The sequence below is a fragment of the Algibacter agarivorans genome, assembly GCF_039543245.1.
In the GTDB taxonomy this organism is placed as follows: domain Bacteria; phylum Bacteroidota; class Bacteroidia; order Flavobacteriales; family Flavobacteriaceae; genus Algibacter_G; species Algibacter_G agarivorans.
In genome coordinates this window covers 86,284-103,924 of sequence record NZ_BAABJJ010000039.1, presented here as the reverse complement: position 1 = coordinate 103,924, position 17,641 = coordinate 86,284, and the positions used below count along the sequence as shown (strand labels likewise).

The window sequence follows — 17,641 nt, the reverse complement described above, 5'->3', positions numbered from 1 at the left end:
CACAATGACGTTAATTATTAACTTTTCTTTTTTCTAAAATCTGTTTTAAAAAACACACTCATTTGTAGCCTTTGCAAATTCTCCTTGTTAGATGTGTTTCTGTTCATATACCCTAGTTGAATGTTGTTCGATTTGGAAATATTTATGCCTAAGCCAGTATAAAATCTATTTTCTACTGTTTTACTTGACTTAGGAGTTGATAAAAACTCATTGTGTAAACGAATAAATAATTTGTTGTTTAAATTAAATTTAGTGCCAAGACGATAGCGTAACCTCGCCACTTTTGATTTAGAATTTTGCTTTCTAAAGAAACGATGCTCTAATCTAAATCTATGGTCTAAATGTATTTTGCTTAATTTATGTTTGAATAAAAATTGTTCGGTTATTCGGTTTTCGTAAGTATGCGGAGAACTGTTGTTGATATCACCATCAAAATCTGAATACCCTAAATATATGGTTCCAATTAATTTGGGGTTAAAGTGATAATTGTATCCCATTTTTAATAAAAAGAAATTAAAGTTATCATTAACCTCATATAGCCAAAATTGAGCATAAGTTTCGATACTTGATTTTTCTGAAACTCTATGGTTTACTCCAATATCATACCAAACCCCCAATTTATTTTCGGATGTTATTTGAGCGTAACTAGAATAAAAAACAAATAGTAAACTTAATTGTAATGTTACTTTTTTCATTGTTTCCAAATATATGCGATCGTGTTCTATTTTTAAATTATAAATAATAAAACATTATTAACGGTAAAAGGAGCTCTTTTTGAGCTCCTTTTACCGTTAATAAGAACCTATTAAAAGTGTTCGTGTAAGTGATGATGTTCATCAATTAGTGGTCCACCTTCAATAATTTGTTCAGATGCTTGGGCTGTAAATTTCTCAAAGTTTAAGTGGAATGAGTGTGCTAGTTGAATGGCTTTACCAACATAAGCGCCTTTTTGTAACCAAGTGTTCATAGGGTCTAAAATCTCTGATGGTACACCTGGACAGTATTTTGGCATGTGTAATCCAAAAATAAAATTTTGTTCGTAATCTACATTATCTAATTCTCCGTGTAGAATGGCAGTAATCATCGCTCTTGTATATTTTAGTTTTATACGAGAACCAACACCGTAAGGTCCTGCACTCCATCCTGTATTAATTAACCATACATTTACGCCGGCTTCTTGCATTTTTTCGCTTAGCATCTTACCATAAACTGCTGGGTGTAATGGCATAAATGGTTCGCCAAAACAAGCAGAGAATGATGGTACAGGTTCTGTAATCCCAGCTTCTGTTCCTGCGACTTTAGCAGTATAACCAGAAATAAAGTGATACGCGGCCTGACCTGGCGTTAATTTAGATACTGGAGGTAATACACCAAAAGCATCACAAGTTAAGAAGAAAATATTCTTAGGATTGTTAGCATAAAGCGTTTCTTGAATATTATCAATATGATGAATCGGGTAACTTACACGAGTGTTTTGAGTAATACTGCTATCCATATAGTCTGGCTCTCCATTTTCTTTAAGTACAATGTTTTCAAGTATTGCACCTGGCTTAACTGCTCTAAAAATGTCAGGTTCTTTTTCTTCTGATAAATCAATTACTTTAGCATAACATCCGCCTTCAAAGTTGAAAATATTGTTGTCGGCCGTCCAACCGTGCTCATCATCACCAATTAATTTGCGTTCTGGGTCTGCGGATAAAGTTGTTTTTCCTGTTCCTGATAATCCGAAGAAAATAGCAGTATCCCCGTATTTACCAACATTTGCAGAACAGTGCATCGGTAAAACATCTCTCTCAACTGGTAAAATCAAGTTCAAAGCAGAAAAAACACCTTTTTTCATTTCTCCTGTATAGGCAGATCCTCCAACTAAAGCTATTTTTTTTGTAAAGTCTAGTATTGAGAAATTACCTTGACGAATGCCATAGGCTTTTGGGTCTGGACATTCATACCCAGGAGCACAAAGGATTAGCCAATCTTCTTTAAAGTTTTCTAATTCCTTTTCACTAGGTCTTAAAAACATGTTGTAAACAAACATATTAGACCAAGGCAATTCTGTTACAGTTCTAACACTTGTTCTAAATTCAGGATCTGCGCACACATAACCATCCCTAGCATAAATTTCTTTTCCTGAAAGGTATTTAGTGATTTCATTTTTTAACTTATCAAAGTTTTCTGGAGATACTGCTTTATTTGTTTTTCCCCACCATACTTTATCAGCAGTATAATCATCTTTTACTAAAAAACGATCTTGAGGAGAACGTCCTCTAAATTTTCCAGTCTTAATAACAAGGGTGCCATTAGCTGTTTCTACTCCCATGCCTTTTTTTACTGTTATTTTTTGTAATTCCTCAGGTGATAAATTCCAGTTAACCGTCACATCTTTTAATCCGTATGGCTCTAAGCTCGGATTTTTTGGCGTTGTTGTTGTCATTTTAATTTATTTTAAAGGTTCCTATTGGTAATTTTTATTTTAAAAGGGCCATATTATTGGTACGAGTATTAAAGTTATGATAAAAAATAGTAATAAGAGAGGCGCACCTACTTTCAGGTAATTCATGAACTTATAACCACCTGCGGTCATTACCATAGCATTTGTTGTGGTGCCTATTGGAGTTAAAAAGGCTGTTGATGCACTAATGGCAACTACAATCATAAATGGTTCAGGAGATAGGTTTAATGAGCTAGCAGCAAGTATGGCTATTGGTGCCATTAATACTGCCGTTGCTGAGTTATTGATTACTTGACTAAACGTTGTGGTTAGTAAAAACACACCTCCTAATAAGAATATTGGATGTATAGCACCTAAATAATCAACAAGCGCGTTAGCGATTAATTGTGCTGTTCCTGTTTTTTGAAGTGCTATTCCCATTGGTATCATAGCAGCAATCATAACAACACTTGTCCAACTGATGCCTTTATATGCTTTTGAAATTGGTACACATCCCGTTAGTAAAACTACACCTGCAGAAATTAATGCAGCCATTGATCCTGGAACAATCTTAAACACCATAAAAATAATCATGAGTATCAATGCTCCCAAAGCAATAAAAGATTTTGAACTAAGGTTTTCTACATTTTTGGCCATTCCTTCAGGACTACCGATAATGACTAGATTTTCGTGTTGTTTTTTTAGATCGTCTATATGTTCCCAAGTACCTCTAATTAAAAAGGCATCTCCAGCTTTTACGGTAATTTCTTTATCCAATAAAGGTTCTCTATTTCTAGAGGCAGCTAATAATTGGATGCCAAAACGTTTAAAATAATCACCTAGTTTGTATTTTCTGCCCACCAACATCGAGTTAGGGTTTACAATAACTTCGGTCATACCAACCTCTTGGTTAATAAGGTTGTGCTTCAATTCGTCAGTAATAGGCTCTAAAGGTAAAAGGCCTAATCTGAATGTAATCATTAATTTGTTTATGGCTTCCGTTTCTCCTTTCACAGTAATAATATCATGATAAAGAAATTCTGTACTAGGGTCTGGGAACTCTATAAATTGAGGTATTTTTTTTAATACATTAGGATGTCTTCTTTTTATACGAATAATAGATACATTATAATCTTTTTCAAATTGCCATGCTTCTAATTTTGTGTTTAATAACGGAGAGATTGATCTAACACGTAAACGGTAGTAACCATTATCAATCTTATAAGCTTCAATCCAATTGTGTAATGTAGACTCAATATTTACAGGCTTATTATTGGTTTTGTTTTTTGGTAATAATTTATGGCCTAAATACCTAAAGTATAATATGGCTACAATAAGTAATGGTACGCCTATTAATGCGAACTCAAAGAATGAAAACCCTTCAAAACCTGATTCTACTAAGGCATTACTTGCAATAATGTTTGGCGGTGTACCTGTTAAAGTCAATAATCCACCAGTGTTAGATCCAAAAGCAACTGGCATCAGCATTTTAGAAGGTAGTGTTCCAATGCTCCAAGCAGAAGATATCGTTAGGGGCATTAGTGTAGCTACCGTACCAGTATTACTAACAAATCCAGATAATATACCAGCACCAAGGGTGATAATCACTAATAGCTTTGGTACACTTTTTCCAGCCCATTCTACAAATTTCTTACCAGCTAAAGCCGTCCACCCTGTTTGTGCAATACCTTCACCTATAATAAAGAGGGCAGCAATCATAATAACCGTTGGGTTACTAAATCCACTTAATGTTTCTTTAGAATCTAAAATACCTGTTAGAAATAAGCTCAACATGGAAATCAGCGCTACAATGTCTGGTGTAAACTTTCCCCAAACAAAGAGGCCAATGGTAATTACTAAAATGGTGAGCATTAAATAGATCATATATTATAATTGTTTATTAGTTTTAGCACTTTATATTATAGTGCGTATAAATGTAGTGTAAAATTACAGTAGATGTTCCTGTAGAATTATGATTAATGTCATGCTTTGGATAGCGGGAACATTTTTCAATTATTGTTATATTTAGGATGTATAAAATGAAGAAAATGTTAACGAATACGTTTTCGTTATAAGGAGATTTGCGATTCTATCATTTTTTATTGAAAAATATGATTTGATTAAGCGAAAAGCCTTGGGTAAAAATTTAAAAAAAACAAGTATGAAATTAGATATTCTTGCTATTGGCGCACATCCAGATGATGTAGAATTAGGTTGCGGAGGCACTATAGCGAAAGAGGTAGCAAACGGAAAAAAAGTGGGCATAATAGATTTAACCAGAGGCGAATTGGGAACGCGTGGTACAGCTGAGACTAGAGACTCTGAAGCTGCTGAGTCTGCTAAAATATTAGGGGTAGTGTCTAGAGAGAATCTTAGGTTTGCAGATGGCTTTTTTGTGAATGATAAACAACATCAATTAGAAGTCATAAAAATGATACGGAAGCATCAACCAGAAATTGTGATTTGTAATGCCATTGATGATAGGCATATTGATCACGGCAAGGGAAGTAAACTAGTAAGCGATGCTTGTTTTTTAAGCGGATTGATTAAAATTGAGACAACTCTTGATGGAACCTTGCAAAATGCATGGCGGCCAAAACAAGTGTATCATTATATGCAATGGAAAAATTTAGAACCTCATTTAGTAGTTGATGTTTCTGGGTTTATGGATAAAAAAATGGAAGCAGTATTGGCTTATAAAACTCAGTTTTATGATGCCAAGAGTACAGCGCCAGAAACGCCTATATCTAGTAAAAACTTTACGGATAGTATTATTTACCGAGCCAGAGATTTAGGACGATTAGTAGGCGTAGAGCATGCCGAAGGTTTTACGGTTGAACGTTATGTTGCGGTAGATAGCTTGTTCGATTTAAAGTAGTTAGATATATGGGCTATTTTTATTTTAAATTTCAATAGAAAATATTAAAAAAGTCTTTGTAGATACCATTGAAATAAATTACATTTGCACTCGCATTGTAAAATGCAAGTTACATGGTTGCTCTTTATTGGTTAGTTAGAGCGTTCCTTTTTGCAAAACTTTTTTAAAGTTTTAAAATAAAAAAACACATGGTGGTTTTCTTTCAATTGGTTAGAGCCCTCCTTTTATTAAAGCTTTTTTTAAGCTTCAGATAATAAAAATACATGGTGGTTGTAGCTCAGTTGGTTAGAGCATTGGTTTGTGGTACCAAGGGTCGCCGGTTCGAATCCGGTCTTCCACCCAAAAAGTAAAAGCCTTTCAAGAAATTGAAAGGCTTTTTTTGTGGTTGTAACTTGAATGAATTCTATTTGTTTTTCAACTCAGTTCTTTGTTGTGTATAGAGCATTACTATTTATTCCAATACTTATCCATTCTTTCCATAGCATTTCCTTCGTATATTCTTTGTAGTTGCCATAAAGGTCTAACAAGCGTTAATTCCCATTCAAAAAGCTTTTTATATAAATCAGCAACCTTTTCAGGCTTCTCATATGCCAGATTATTTTTTTCAGAAATATCCATGGACAAATCATATAATTCTGCAGGTCTATCAGGGAAACGAATCAACTTCCAATCTCCTTCTCTAATAACACCTCTGTTTTCTTTTTTCCAATAAAGATATTCGTGTGGTCTATTTTTATTTTCTCCTGTTAAATAGGGAAATAAATTAACTCCATCTATATTTTTTAAAGAATCGGAAACACCGCCCGATACCATAAATGATGTGGGTAAAATATCAAGCGTACTTATCGGAAAGTCATATTCTGAATTCGGAGCTATCACATTAGGCCATTTAATAATAAACGGAACACGTATTCCGCCTTCAAGATGATTGGCTTTTGTGCCACTTAAAGGCAAATTAACAGATGCATTGGAATCTGTAGGTCCACCATTATCATTTGTAAAAATAATTAATGTATTCTCATCTAATCCAAGCTCTTCCAATTTTTTAAACAACAAGCCACATTCTCTATCCATAGATAAAGTCATTGCTGCCAGATACTTTCTTTTACCTTCAAGATTCGGAAACTCGTCTAAATCTGCTTTTTCAGCTTCCATTGGGGCGTGCACAGCATTGAAAGCCAACATTAAAAAAAAGTTATTGTCTTTGTTTTCCTCTACAAATGATATGGCTTCGTGTGTTAAAACTTTTGTAAGATACTGTTTCGGTTCTTTAAAGTTACCCATTCCATACTCCAGCCTGTTCTCTAAGTTATTTATTGGGTTTTCATTGTTATATTCCCAATAACTTCTGGCACCACCACGAAACCCAACAAATTTATCAAAGCCACGATTCAAAGGATGAAACTTATCTGTGCTACCTTGATGCCATTTTCCAAAATATCCGGTGCTGTAACCTAACGATTTCATATAATCTCCAATGGTTTTTTGGTCTAGCGGTAAGCCCATCTCGTCATCAGCCAAACATGATTCGCTCATGTATCCTGAAACATTATTTTCTTCGAAACCAAATCGTTGTTGGTAACGGCCTGTTAACAAACCTGCTCTGGAAGGACCACAAACCGCTGCCGTTACGTAAGCTTGTTTAAATTTCATTCCTTCACTAGCTAATTTATCCAAGTGAGGTGTTTTCATAATTTCACTGCCTTGAAATCCAAAATCGGCGTAACCTGCATCATCAGATAATATGACAATGATATTTGGCTTTTCTTGCGCAATAATAATATTGCTTAATGTTAATATGCCTATTAAACAAGTGATAAAATTTTTCATTCGTGTTTTTTATTTCATTATCAATTAATTACTAACTATTTCTCCCGGTATTATACTCTGAAACTCTCACAATAAAATTAGGGATTTAGCGGAATTGATTAGATATAAACCCATTAACTCGCTAAATCCCTAATGTTTTATATGCGTTATTGTATTTAGTACTTTCTAATTTTTACCTAATATTTATTTTAATATAAAGGTTGTTTGTTTCAATTCGTTAGCGTTTTTACCTATAAAAAGGTTAAACTCACCCTTTTCAATGGTTTTTTTATACGCTTTTCCTTTACCTATGAACATAAGCTTATCAGGGGTTATTTCAAATGAAACCGCTTTAGTTTCTCCTGGTTCAATTTCAACTAGTGTAAAGTCTTTTAACTCTTTTTCAGGACGCGTAACAGAACAAACCTTATCTCCAATATACAGTTGTACTACTTCAGTTCCTTTTACTTTTCCTGTATTTGAAATTTTAACAGTAGCAGTAATTGAACCGTTCTCGGTCATTTCCTTTGAATTTAATTCAATATCAGAATAATCGTAACTGGTATAACTTAATCCGTATCCAAATGGATATAATGGCTCATTTTGAACATCACGATATGTGGTAGAGTAACGGTTATCTGTTAAGCCCGGTACAAACCTGTGACTTGTTCTGCGATAATTATAAAAAATTGGTATTTGACCTTCGTGGTAAGGAAATGTCATAGGTGTTTTACCTTGCGGGTTGAATTCACCAGAAAGAATTTCCGCTAAAGCAGTTCCTCCAGTTGTTCCAGGCATCCAAGCATAAAGGACGGCGTCGGATTTCGCATCAATATTAGTCAAAATATAGGGTCTGCCAGCATTTATTACTGTAATTATTGGCTTCCCGGTTTTTGCTATAGCTTCAAATAATTCTTCCTGCGCACCTGGCAAATGTAATGATGCTGTTCCTCCACCTTCGCCACTCATCCAATATTCTTCGCCAAGAACAAGAATAACAACATCAGCTATTTGAGCAGTTTTAACAGCTTTTGGAATTAAATCTTTACCTGCAATTTTAAAACTGTCTATATCGCATCCCTTTGCATATGTAATTTTAGCATTTTCAAACTTTTTAGAAATGCCTTCAAAATAAGTAACAACATCATTTTCATTACCCTTACAATGCCACCAACCTAATAAATCTTTGGTTGCTTTTGCCATAGGGCCTATTACCGCAATGTTTTTAACATTGGATGAAATTGGAAGAACATGCTTATTATTTTTTAAAAGAACCATACTTTTTAAAGCTATATCCTTTGTTTCAGCAATGTTTCTTTCCGAAAGCAGTTCTTTCTTTTCTTCCTCAATATTTAAATTCGCAAATGGATCAGTGAGTAATCCTGCCTTCTTTTTAAGGATAAGTACGCGTCTTACTGCATTATCAACTTGTTCTATTGATATTTTACCAGTTTCAACCAAAACAGGTAACAGACTTACAAATTTTTCTGAATTCATATCCATATCAATACCAGCGTCCATTGCATTTATTGTGGCAATCGTATCATTTTCTGCGACTCCAGTTTTAACAAGATTTTTAATGGTTTCCCAATCAGTCATTGCTAGACCTTTAAAGCCCATTTCATCTCTCAGCACATCTTGCATTAAAAACTGATTAGCAGTTAATGGCTCACCATCGTAAGCTGAATAAGCACACATTAAACTAGCAACACCAGCATCAATGGCTGCTTGAAATGGAGGCAAGTATGTTTCGCGTAATTCACGTTCTGAGAAATCCTGAATATTGTAATCTCTACCTGCTAAGGATGCACCGTAGCCTGCAAAATGCTTTACACAACTTAAAATGTTTTTACCATTTTCATTGGATTCTTGTAGGCCTTTTACTCTGGCTGCTGCAACAAGACTCCCCAAGTATGGATCTTCACCAGCAGCTTCCAATAATCGTCCCCAACGAGGGTCTCGACTTATATCAACCATTGGTGCATATGTAAGGCTAATACCCGATACTGCTGCTTCTCGTGCTGCAACAGCTGACGATTTACGTATAGCCTCTAAATCCCAACTTGCCGCCTCTGCTATTGGAATGGGTGCTATAGTTTTATAACCGTGTATCACATCTTCTTGAAAAAGAATAGGTATTCCTGATTTGGACTCATTAACTGCAATTTTTTGAAGTTTGGTTATATTTTCTACACCATTTACCTTCAACACACTTCCTACTTTGCCTTCTCTTATCATTTTAAGGTGCGCTTCGGTAGGTTCACCTTCAATGGGGATTAAATTAAGTTGTCCAGCTTTTTCTTGAAGAGTTAACTTACTCAGTATTGTTTCTATTTGTTCATCGGTTTCTACAATACTTGATTTAGGTATTCCAGTGCAAGCAGATAAAATAACTGCTGACATTACAATAATAATTTTACATTTCATTATATTACTTATTAATTATTTTACATTTTCAAGGTCTAAAATTATATAAATAAAATTAAATCTTTTAACCTTTGGTAACTTTTATTAAACACAACGTCAGTCTGTCTAATAACTTCCTGCTATTTTTAAAATTTAGACTAAAATACATTTTTTAGTTTTAAAATTGCGTTTGAAATTGGGTTTCTATTTTTTCTTTTAAAAGCGCGTCAAATAAGTTTAAAATTGAGTTTATATGCCATGATATGGCCTTTTTAGGTTTATAAAAATCCGTTTTATTAGTCTTCAAGATATTCTAAATTCTTTTTAAATTGTAAGCGATAAACATAAAGCCGACATCGGCACCTGCTCTTTGTTTTGTCCTTTTAGTCGCTATGTAATTAAATCCCCATTGTCTTTTTATGGTGCCATATGGATGCTCTATTATTGCTTGTCTTTTTTTATATGCTGTGGGGTTCCCTTGTGCACGTTTAGCGTTTTCTTCAATATATTGCTGATGTTCACTTCGTTGCAATACTTCCCATTTGTTTTAGAGGTTGTGCACGAGTCTCTTACAATGCAGTTTTTAGCATTTATTGGTTTTGTATTGTTTAAATCTATAGTTACGAGCCTTGTAAGTACTTCCGTTACTTTTAAGCGTGTTGCCCTCAGGGCAAGTATAGGTATCTTGTTCTTTATTGTATTTAAATTTTTCGGAGTTGTAGGCTGGGTTGGGAGCTTGAGAAGCTCTTCCAATTACGGGAATTGCGACAAGCGTTTATATTTCTAATCTATTGGCGGTTTCAAATTCACTTCCTGTATGATAACCTTTGTCATAGAGTGCTGTAAAAGTGTTTGTTCTTAAAATAGTTTTAGCTCTTTGTAGCATTTGCCCCATAGCTTTGGAGTCATTCTTATTAGTTACTAAATAATCAAAAGGGATGTTGTAATTGGCATCAACGGTACTCTGTACGCAGTAAGCTACTTCTGTAATATTGTTGCGAACAATCATGTGTTTGCTATCAGGATCCGATGTTGATATTTGTGGTTCTGCTGATTCTTTTAACTGTTTCTCAAGTTTTTCATATTGCTTTCTGCGCCCTTTATGTTTATCAATGTCATTTTTTATATCCTCTTTTTCGTCATCGTTTTCACAAGAATTTAAGGTCTTATTATACTGAGCCAATTTAGTGTCAATGTAATCCAAGTGTCGTTGTATTTTCTTTTGATTGAAATTATTCTTTTTACTGTTTTGCGCTCTAAATTTAGTGCTATCGCCAGCAATTAAAGTTGCTCCAATAAGTCCAAAATTACGAGCTATTTGCACAGTTGCAAAAAAGACCTTTTTAATTGCTTTTGCATTGTTCTTTCTGAAATTGCTAATGGTATTGTGGTCAGGAGTTAAAGATTCTAGTAACCACATGACTTCAATGTTACGTTTGCATTCTTCTTCTAACTGACGCGAAGAGCGCACACGGTTCATATATCCATAGATATAAAGTTTAAGTAAAACAGATGGATGATATGCAGGAGGTCCGTTTTCAATGTAATCCAAACGAAAACCAAGTTCTTTCAGATTAAGAGAATCTACAACGGTTTGGGCTATGAGTAGTTGCGTGGTTTAGCATTTAACTTTGCAAGTACACACCAAACTGAAAATCCGCGAGGATTTTCAGAAGTAGGCGAGAACAAGCAATTACTTATAGCCATTGTTGTAAGCAGTTTTTTAATTCGTTTGTAAATAACAATTGTCTTTTAGTTGGATTTTTTCTCCATCAAAAAATTCAATTTCCCTTTTTAAATCTTCAATGAGTTTCAATTCATCGATTGGACAAATTTTGAAGAATCTTTTGTTTAAGATTAATTCTCCAGTTTCATAATCATAAATTGAAATTTGAGCATTGTTTTTGTGATTGTGAATAGAGTTGATTAAAAACCAATTGCTATTATTTTCTTTTTCAGCAAAAAATGCATTATATGGAATTCCGCCAACTCTTTTCACTAATTTTCCATTTATGTTTTCCACCAAAACATTAGTTCCATTTTCGGTTTTGATGAATTTCGCACTTTCTTTTGATATTAAATTTCTCAAATTTGAAAAATCACCAATTCTTCTTGAAACTTCTGAAATCTTAATAGACTTCCCGTTTTTTAAGAAAACTAAAAGATTGATTGAATCATCATATTCGATTCCATTTTCTCTTATATTTTCCAAGTCTAAATTCAGCTCTTTTTCTATGTTGTCGACTACAGAATATGGTCCAAGAATTAATAGATTATCCCAATCAAATTCATTCAGATTCTTTAGGTCTATTATTTCCGATTCCGATTTGAATTCCGTTTCAATTTTTTCAGTCAGAGAATTGTCCGAACTCAATTGGTTTAAGTATTCACAAGAAATTAAAGTCGAAAATATTATTCCAATTATTATCAGTTTTCTCATTTCTCAAATTGCTTACAACCCGCAAAGCATAAGGGTTGTAGATGCGGAGCATATACATAAAACCCGTTTGCTCTGCATCTATAAGCTTTATGCCTAGTTAGGTTGTAGTTGCCTAGCGATTTAGAAAATAATTAAATTAACAATACTGACCTTAGCCGATGCAGAGCCTATGCTTTGCGGGTTAGGTAGAATAGAGTAATCTTTAAAACTATTAAAATTATGGATATAGAAGAAATGGATGTTGAGGATTTAGAATCTAAATGGGTAGAAACCTTTAATTCCTTTGACTCTTATGATGATAAACAACTTTGGCGGGATGAATTAAAATACTTAAAAGATAGGATTAAAAACTTAGAAACCTAATAATTTTACTGGTTTGATTACGTCCCTCGATGGGCTATTCTACCTAACTTAGTTATATGGATTATTTGATAATTTATAATGTCCTCAAATGGAGGGATAACGATACTTTTCAATCCACCTTCACACGCTCATCCCTATTAGCCAATTCCCAAGCGGTATGAAAAATTAATCTTGTACGCGTTTCTAAAAACTCATAATTAATTTTATCAGGGGTGTCTGATGGTTTATGATAATCGGCATGTGTGCCATTAAAATAAAAGATGACAGGAATATTATTTTTGGCAAAATTGTAATGGTCTGAACGGTAATAAAAACGGTTAGGGTCGTTATCGTCATTGTAGGTGTAATCAAATTCCAAATTGAAATACTCCTTGTTTACGTCTTCAGAAAGATTATGTAATTCTTTACTCAATTTATCAGAACCTATTAAATATAGGTAGTTTTTGCCACTGGCTTCATGCTTAGGGTCAACGCGACCAATCATGTCTATGTTTAAGTTTGCTACGGTGTTTTTTAAAGGAAAAACAGGGTCGACATCAGCATAATATCGCGATCCTAAAAGACCTATTTCTTCGCCTGTAACGTGTAAAAATAAGATAGATCGTTTTGGATTATGACCTGCTTTTTTTGCAGCTTTAAAAGCTTCAGCAATTTCTAAAATCGCAACGGTGCCCGACCCATCATCATCGGCACCATTATTAATATCATCATTTCCAGAAATGCCAATATGGTCTAAATGCGCAGAAATGATAATTATTTCATCAGGTTTTTCAGAACCTTTTATGTAAGCTAGAACGTTTTCTGAATCTTCAATACCACTTTTGTTAAAATACGATGCTGGAATCTCTTGAAAATAATCACCTGCTGTAATTGGAGATACAATACCTGCTGTTACATAATGACTCTTTATAAACTCAACGGCCTTTTTCTGTCCAGGTTGGCCTGTTTTTCTGCCTTCAAAATCATTAGAAGCATAGGTATAGAGCATATCTTTAAGCTCGGAAGCCGTAATGGTTTTTGCGTAAATTTCTGGGTCTGCAGATTTTTCAGGTTTATTTTGTGATGAACTACAAGATGTAATTAATACTGTAGCGCAAAAAAGAATTGCTAGATTTTTCAAACTATAAATTTAATTTATTGAATTCATTGAGATACTATATTACAAAAATGAATTAAGGGACGTGTTGTTTTTAGCTTAATTTAACAGTTCGTGGTCTTTGTCTAAAGCCACACGATGCTCCTGATTTGCAATTTGCCAAGCCGTAGCAAAAATGAGTTTGGTACGTTTTTCTAATAAAGGATAGTCAATTTTATCTGGCGTATCACTAACCTTGTGATAATCTTCATGTTCCCCATTAAAGTAGAAAATTACAGGAATACCATGAAGCGCAAAATTGTAATGATCTGAACGAGAGTAATATCTATTACTATCATTTTCAGCATTATATTTATAATCTAAATTGATATTAAAATAGGTGTTGTTTACTTTTTCAGAGATATAATGAAGCTCTTTGCTTAATCTGTCTGAACCTATTAAATATATATAATCCTTGTTGTTTTTATGTATGTCATCAACACGCCCAATCATATCGATGTTTAAGTTGGTAATAGTGTTATCCAAAGGAAACACAGGATACTTTGTGTAAAATTCTGAGCCTTGTTTTCCAATTTCTTCTGCGGTTAAGTGAAGAAATAAAATACTTCGTTTTGGACCAACGCCTTCTTGTTTAGCTATGTTAAAAGCTTGAGCCATTTCCATAAGAGCAACTGTACCAGATCCATCATCATCTGCACCATTATTTATTTTTCCGTCTATAGAAATGCCTAAGTGGTCTAAGTGTGCCGAAATGATAATAAGCTCATCGGGTTTTTTAGAGCCCTCAATATATGCCAAGACATTTTCAGAATTTTTTATGTCTTTTAAAAAGAAACTAGATGGAATGGTTTGGAAATAATTATCACCACCATAAGGTGATTCAATATTTTCATTTTGGTAATAAGATTTTAAAAATTCGGCTGCTAACTTCTGTCCAGGTTCACCAACTTCTCTGCCTTCAAATTCATTAGAAGCAAATTTATATAAATGTGTCTTCAACTCGTCAGACGTTATGGTATTGGTGTATTTGGCGACTAAAGTACTGTCGGATAACTGAATGCTGTCTTTTAGATTTTGAATTTTAGCAGTATATTTTGGTGTAGAACAGGTCCCAACTAGTGTAAATAATGAGAGGAAATAAAAGGTCTTCATCTATATTAATCAATTATTAATTACACGAAACTTACAACCTAAATTTTCTCTTTTAGAAGAGATGATTTATTGGTGTGTTAGTTCAATTTTTTGAATCGAGTACAAATATACATATTAGAGCGGAAATTACTTATTCTTCAAAAGAAATATCTTCTAAGTCGGTGTCATCAATTTCAATATCATCAATTTCTAAGCCATCTAATTCTTCAATAGCGTCCTCTTCAAGTTTAGTTTCTGTGGCTTCTAAAACGTCTGTATTAGCGACTTCAGTTACTGTAAAAATGGCTTTATAAGTAGTAATTACCAGGGCTATACTAGTTAATAGAAATGTAAACTGGATGATTTTTTTTACTTGCCCAGATTTTTTAGATAGATAAAATGCTATTAGTCCAAATATTAGTGCGGCTATAGCAGGTATAATGGCTAAATTAGATACTGGTAAAACAGAAAGGATAATGGCCAATACAGAGGCTATTATTGCTAAAATGGTAAACAGTTTTTTCATCTGTAGATATTTATTTGTTTTTTATGCCGATAGCTATCGGGAGTCATAGTGTAATTCGCCAATTAACATTTCGGTTGGTTTCAACCTTTTGTATGGCTCATTTCATAATTGCTTAGTTTCTTAATCCTGTAGCCGACTTTATTTTTAATTCACCATTACCAACTGGTATTTTAAATTTCCCGTATACAGGTATTTTGTTTTCATCGGCGGTAAACCATAATGTACCGTTAACGGTATTTGAATCAACGGCACCTACAGATAGTTTATAACATGCTTTATTGCCAATAGCTGTAGATATGGTTTCTTTACCTAAATAGGTTACTTTGCCTTTAACTTCCTCTCTGTCGAATAAAATTGTAAATACTTTACTTGTTCCTTTGCTCAAGTTAGTCATATCAAATGTTCTTAAACTATATAATGTTGATATAATATCTTTTGTGCCAGAACCTATAGAAACGGTTTTCTTTTCTTCGTATTTCCTTTTCTTTTGGATTGTTTTAACCGTTTTTGTTTTATGGCTAAAGGTGTACTTCATGTTCTTGTAATAAGTACCTTCATTAATATCTCTGTTATACAAATATGGTGTTAAGGTTTTTGGGTTTACATAGCTTTCATATAAATCCCTGATCTTAAAAAAACTATCCCATTTACTGTAAGTAGTTGCCGTGCATTTTAATCTTAAAAGCGTGGTTTTAGATGTTTTTACAGCACTGGTTTGCATGGTAACTTGTGCTAAATCTGTTAAAATACCCGACATGTTATAAGAAGCGGTGTAAGTCAATTTTTCGCCAGCACCAATGGCATTGTTTTGGGCACTTAATGATAATGTAAATAAGCAAACTAATAAAAAAGATATACGCAGCATAAAATTATATTTAAGTTATAACGTACCAGTTAACATTTATTGTGCCGAAAATACAATGCTTTCAATTATTATGCTAATTTTTATTTGAATTACAATATGTGCAAAGTACCTGATAATTGTCATAGTTTTACTTAGGGTTGACTTCTATATTTACCTAGTGTTTGGTTGTAAACAGACTATTTTTATAATTTGAATTATTTTTTATGTCATTTTAATTTACTTTTTATGAGGTGAAGCCTAGCATCAGGCTATTAAAAACAAGTGGAAAGGGTGCAAAAAGAAACAAATTTAATGTTGCTGTGTTTACGACCAAAGACTACTTAGAAATCAATTTTTTGTTGTGATGAAAAACATACTACTACCCACAGATTTTTCCAAAAATTCTATGAATGCCATTAACTATGCCATGGAATTATTCAAGGATGAAAGTTGCCGTTTTTATATTCTAAATGTGCAAAAGGCATCGTCTTTTATTTCTGATGATATGATGTTAGTTGGGTCATCGGCTACTATTTATAAAACGTTGATTGATGCTGCTAAAAAGTCTATAAATAACATTATTTCAAAAGTAAAAGAAGAGAAGAAAAATGATAAGCATAATTTCTATTCCATTGTAGACTATGATAATTTTATAGATTCTATAAATCAAGTTTCAGAAAAGCATGACATCGACATGGTTGTTATGGGGACAAAAGGCGCTTCTGGGTTGGAGAAAATACTTTTTGGAAGTAATACGGTTCGTGTTATGCAACGTTGTAAAACCCCTGTTTTAGCAATACCCGAAGGTTGTAAGTTTAAAGTATTGGATAAACTTGTTTTTGTGACTACTAATTTAAAACTATTTAATATTGAAGATTTAAAAGCATTGAATGACATGATGATTTTAAATAATTCGTTTTTGCACATCGTACATCTTGCGGATCAAAACCATTTGGTTTCTGATGCTTATGATAATATGGAATTTTTTAAGACCAATTTTAGTGAAGCTAATCATGAATTTATAGATACAAATAGCGCAGATATGTTTAATACGGTTCATAATTATATTGTGAATAATGACATTAAAATGCTAGCCATAATGAATAAAAAACATTCTTTTTTAGAACGTTTGTTTACAACACATACCGTAGAGAAGTTTGCATTTAAAATTGATATCCCTCTTTTGGTTATGCAAATTTCCAATTGATTCTTAAATATTTAGAATTTATAACAGAAATGGTATTCAATCGATGTAACATTTTTGGTTTTCATGCGTCATATTAGTGTCAATCAATACATAATAATCATCATGCGTCAAGATAATCAACTTTTAGTCATTACCCATTTAAGTCAATTAGTAACCTTAGTAACAGGCTTTGGTAGTTTATTATTACCATTGGTACTGTGGCTTACACAAAAGGAAAAAGTGTATCATATGGATGCGCACGGTAAAAACATTATAAACTTTCAATTAAGTTTAATCCTGTGGTGCATTATTTGTGTACCGTTAATCCTGTTTTTCGGTTTAGGACTGCTCGGCTTTATAGTTTTAGGAATAGTATCGGTTATATTTCCTATTGTAAATGCTATAAAAGCAAGCCGAGGCGAAACTCCAGTATACCCATTTACTATTACTTTTATCTCTTAGTTTTGTTAGTTAGTGAATTCCTACTAATCCCGATAGCTGTTGGGACCTTAATCTTTAACGCACTTGTTAGTT

The 17,641-nt window shown here is 33.3% G+C and carries 14 protein-coding genes, 1 tRNA gene and 1 pseudogene; 5 read left to right on the top strand and 11 right to left on the bottom strand.

The window, feature by feature from the left end; translation table 11 throughout:
• Positions 1–17: 17 nt before the first annotated feature.
• From ABD935_RS14150 to ABD935_RS14140, 3 genes are all read right to left on the bottom strand, one after another.
• Entirely contained in the window at positions 18–695 is a 678-nt protein-coding gene (locus ABD935_RS14150; RefSeq protein WP_345193050.1) for a DUF2490 domain-containing protein, read from the bottom strand.
• 110 nt (positions 696–805) lie between these two features.
• Complete coding sequence (pckA, locus tag ABD935_RS14145; RefSeq protein WP_345193048.1) at positions 806–2,431, bottom strand: phosphoenolpyruvate carboxykinase (ATP); 1,626 nt, start codon at positions 2,429–2,431, stop codon at positions 806–808.
• Between the two features lie 39 nt (positions 2,432–2,470).
• On the bottom strand, positions 2,471–4,300 hold the full coding sequence (locus ABD935_RS14140; RefSeq protein WP_345193046.1) for an SLC13 family permease: 1,830 nt from the start codon (positions 4,298–4,300) through the stop codon (positions 2,471–2,473).
• Between the two features lie 289 nt (positions 4,301–4,589).
• Between ABD935_RS14140 and bshB1 the strand changes: the two genes are divergently transcribed.
• Complete coding sequence (gene bshB1, locus ABD935_RS14135; RefSeq protein ID WP_345193043.1) at positions 4,590–5,306, top strand: bacillithiol biosynthesis deacetylase BshB1; 717 nt, start codon at positions 4,590–4,592, stop codon at positions 5,304–5,306.
• A 265-nt stretch (positions 5,307–5,571) separates the two neighbouring features.
• Positions 5,572–5,647 (top strand) — tRNA-His (locus ABD935_RS14130).
• 106 nt (positions 5,648–5,753) lie between these two features.
• Here ABD935_RS14130 and ABD935_RS14125 read toward each other — a convergent pair.
• The 4 genes and pseudogenes from ABD935_RS14125 to ABD935_RS14105 form a co-directional block, all read right to left on the bottom strand.
• The gene (locus ABD935_RS14125) at positions 5,754–7,136 is read right to left on the bottom strand and encodes a sulfatase-like hydrolase/transferase (protein ID WP_345193041.1); all 1,383 of its coding nucleotides are present in this window, start codon (positions 7,134–7,136) and stop codon (positions 5,754–5,756) included.
• Positions 7,137–7,319: 183 nt separating this feature from the next.
• Positions 7,320–9,518, bottom strand: coding sequence for a beta-glucosidase BglX (bglX, locus tag ABD935_RS14120; RefSeq protein ID WP_345193039.1), 2,199 nt, complete (start codon positions 9,516–9,518; stop codon positions 7,320–7,322).
• Positions 9,519–9,837: 319 nt separating this feature from the next.
• A pseudogene (locus tag ABD935_RS16660) lies at positions 9,838–11,109 on the bottom strand (IS1182 family transposase); the annotation flags it as partial.
• 135 nt (positions 11,110–11,244) lie between these two features.
• Positions 11,245–11,961: a hypothetical protein gene (locus ABD935_RS14105; protein ID WP_345193033.1), complete on the bottom strand. Its 717-nt coding sequence runs from the start codon at positions 11,959–11,961 to the stop codon at positions 11,245–11,247.
• Positions 11,962–12,180: 219 nt separating this feature from the next.
• Here ABD935_RS14105 and ABD935_RS14100 point away from each other — a divergent pair, with 219 nt between their 5' ends.
• A complete protein-coding gene (locus ABD935_RS14100; protein WP_345193031.1) occupies positions 12,181–12,324 on the top strand; it encodes a hypothetical protein in 144 nt (47 codons plus the stop codon).
• A gap of 109 nt (positions 12,325–12,433) precedes the next feature.
• Here the strand turns inward: ABD935_RS14100 and ABD935_RS14095 are convergent, their stop codons facing one another.
• The 4 genes from ABD935_RS14095 to ABD935_RS14080 all read right to left on the bottom strand — a co-directional run bounded on the left by ABD935_RS14095 (position 12,434) and on the right by ABD935_RS14080 (position 15,942).
• Positions 12,434–13,444 carry a M28 family metallopeptidase gene (locus ABD935_RS14095; RefSeq protein WP_345193029.1) on the bottom strand — a complete coding sequence of 337 codons (1,011 nt, stop codon included), beginning with the start codon at positions 13,442–13,444 and terminating at the stop codon, positions 12,434–12,436.
• 75 nt (positions 13,445–13,519) lie between these two features.
• On the bottom strand, positions 13,520–14,572 hold the full coding sequence (locus ABD935_RS14090; protein ID WP_345193027.1) for a M28 family metallopeptidase: 1,053 nt from the start codon (positions 14,570–14,572) through the stop codon (positions 13,520–13,522).
• A gap of 130 nt (positions 14,573–14,702) precedes the next feature.
• Positions 14,703–15,077 (bottom strand): FUSC family protein, encoded by a 375-nt coding sequence (locus ABD935_RS14085; protein ID WP_345193025.1) that lies wholly within the window; start codon positions 15,075–15,077, stop codon positions 14,703–14,705.
• A 112-nt stretch (positions 15,078–15,189) separates the two neighbouring features.
• On the bottom strand, positions 15,190–15,942 hold the full coding sequence (locus tag ABD935_RS14080) for a DUF3108 domain-containing protein (protein ID WP_345193023.1): 753 nt from the start codon (positions 15,940–15,942) through the stop codon (positions 15,190–15,192).
• Positions 15,943–16,285: 343 nt separating this feature from the next.
• Between ABD935_RS14080 and ABD935_RS14075 the strand changes: the two genes are divergently transcribed.
• Both ABD935_RS14075 and ABD935_RS14070 read left to right on the top strand, forming a co-directional pair.
• The gene (locus ABD935_RS14075; RefSeq protein WP_345193021.1) at positions 16,286–17,128 is read left to right on the top strand and encodes a universal stress protein; all 843 of its coding nucleotides are present in this window, start codon (positions 16,286–16,288) and stop codon (positions 17,126–17,128) included.
• 102 nt (positions 17,129–17,230) lie between these two features.
• Positions 17,231–17,569: a DUF4870 domain-containing protein gene (locus tag ABD935_RS14070; RefSeq protein WP_345193176.1), complete on the top strand. Its 339-nt coding sequence runs from the start codon at positions 17,231–17,233 to the stop codon at positions 17,567–17,569.
• Positions 17,570–17,641: the final 72 nt, after the last annotated feature.

What these genes read in the sequence shown, in the direction of transcription:
- ABD935_RS14070 (WP_345193176.1), top strand. Translation starts at nt 17,231, where the DNA reads ATGCGTCAAGATAATCAACTTTTAGTCATTACCCATTTAAGTCAATTA.
- bshB1 (WP_345193043.1), top strand. Translation starts at nt 4,590, where the DNA reads ATGAAATTAGATATTCTTGCTATTGGCGCACATCCAGATGATGTAGAA.
- ABD935_RS14080 (WP_345193023.1), bottom strand. Translation starts at nt 15,942, where the DNA reads ATGCTGCGTATATCTTTTTTATTAGTTTGCTTATTTACATTATCATTA.
- ABD935_RS14090 (WP_345193027.1), bottom strand. Translation starts at nt 14,572, where the DNA reads ATGAAGACCTTTTATTTCCTCTCATTATTTACACTAGTTGGGACCTGT.
- ABD935_RS14105 (WP_345193033.1), bottom strand. Translation starts at nt 11,961, where the DNA reads ATGAGAAAACTGATAATAATTGGAATAATATTTTCGACTTTAATTTCT.
- ABD935_RS14085 (WP_345193025.1), bottom strand. Translation starts at nt 15,077, where the DNA reads ATGAAAAAACTGTTTACCATTTTAGCAATAATAGCCTCTGTATTGGCC.
- ABD935_RS14100 (WP_345193031.1), top strand. Translation starts at nt 12,181, where the DNA reads ATGGATATAGAAGAAATGGATGTTGAGGATTTAGAATCTAAATGGGTA.
- ABD935_RS14125 (WP_345193041.1), bottom strand. Translation starts at nt 7,136, where the DNA reads ATGAAAAATTTTATCACTTGTTTAATAGGCATATTAACATTAAGCAAT.
- pckA (WP_345193048.1), bottom strand. Translation starts at nt 2,431, where the DNA reads ATGACAACAACAACGCCAAAAAATCCGAGCTTAGAGCCATACGGATTA.
- ABD935_RS14150 (WP_345193050.1), bottom strand. Translation starts at nt 695, where the DNA reads ATGAAAAAAGTAACATTACAATTAAGTTTACTATTTGTTTTTTATTCT.
- ABD935_RS14140 (WP_345193046.1), bottom strand. Translation starts at nt 4,300, where the DNA reads ATGCTCACCATTTTAGTAATTACCATTGGCCTCTTTGTTTGGGGAAAG.
- ABD935_RS14075 (WP_345193021.1), top strand. Translation starts at nt 16,286, where the DNA reads ATGAAAAACATACTACTACCCACAGATTTTTCCAAAAATTCTATGAAT.
- bglX (WP_345193039.1), bottom strand. Translation starts at nt 9,518, where the DNA reads ATGTCAGCAGTTATTTTATCTGCTTGCACTGGAATACCTAAATCAAGT.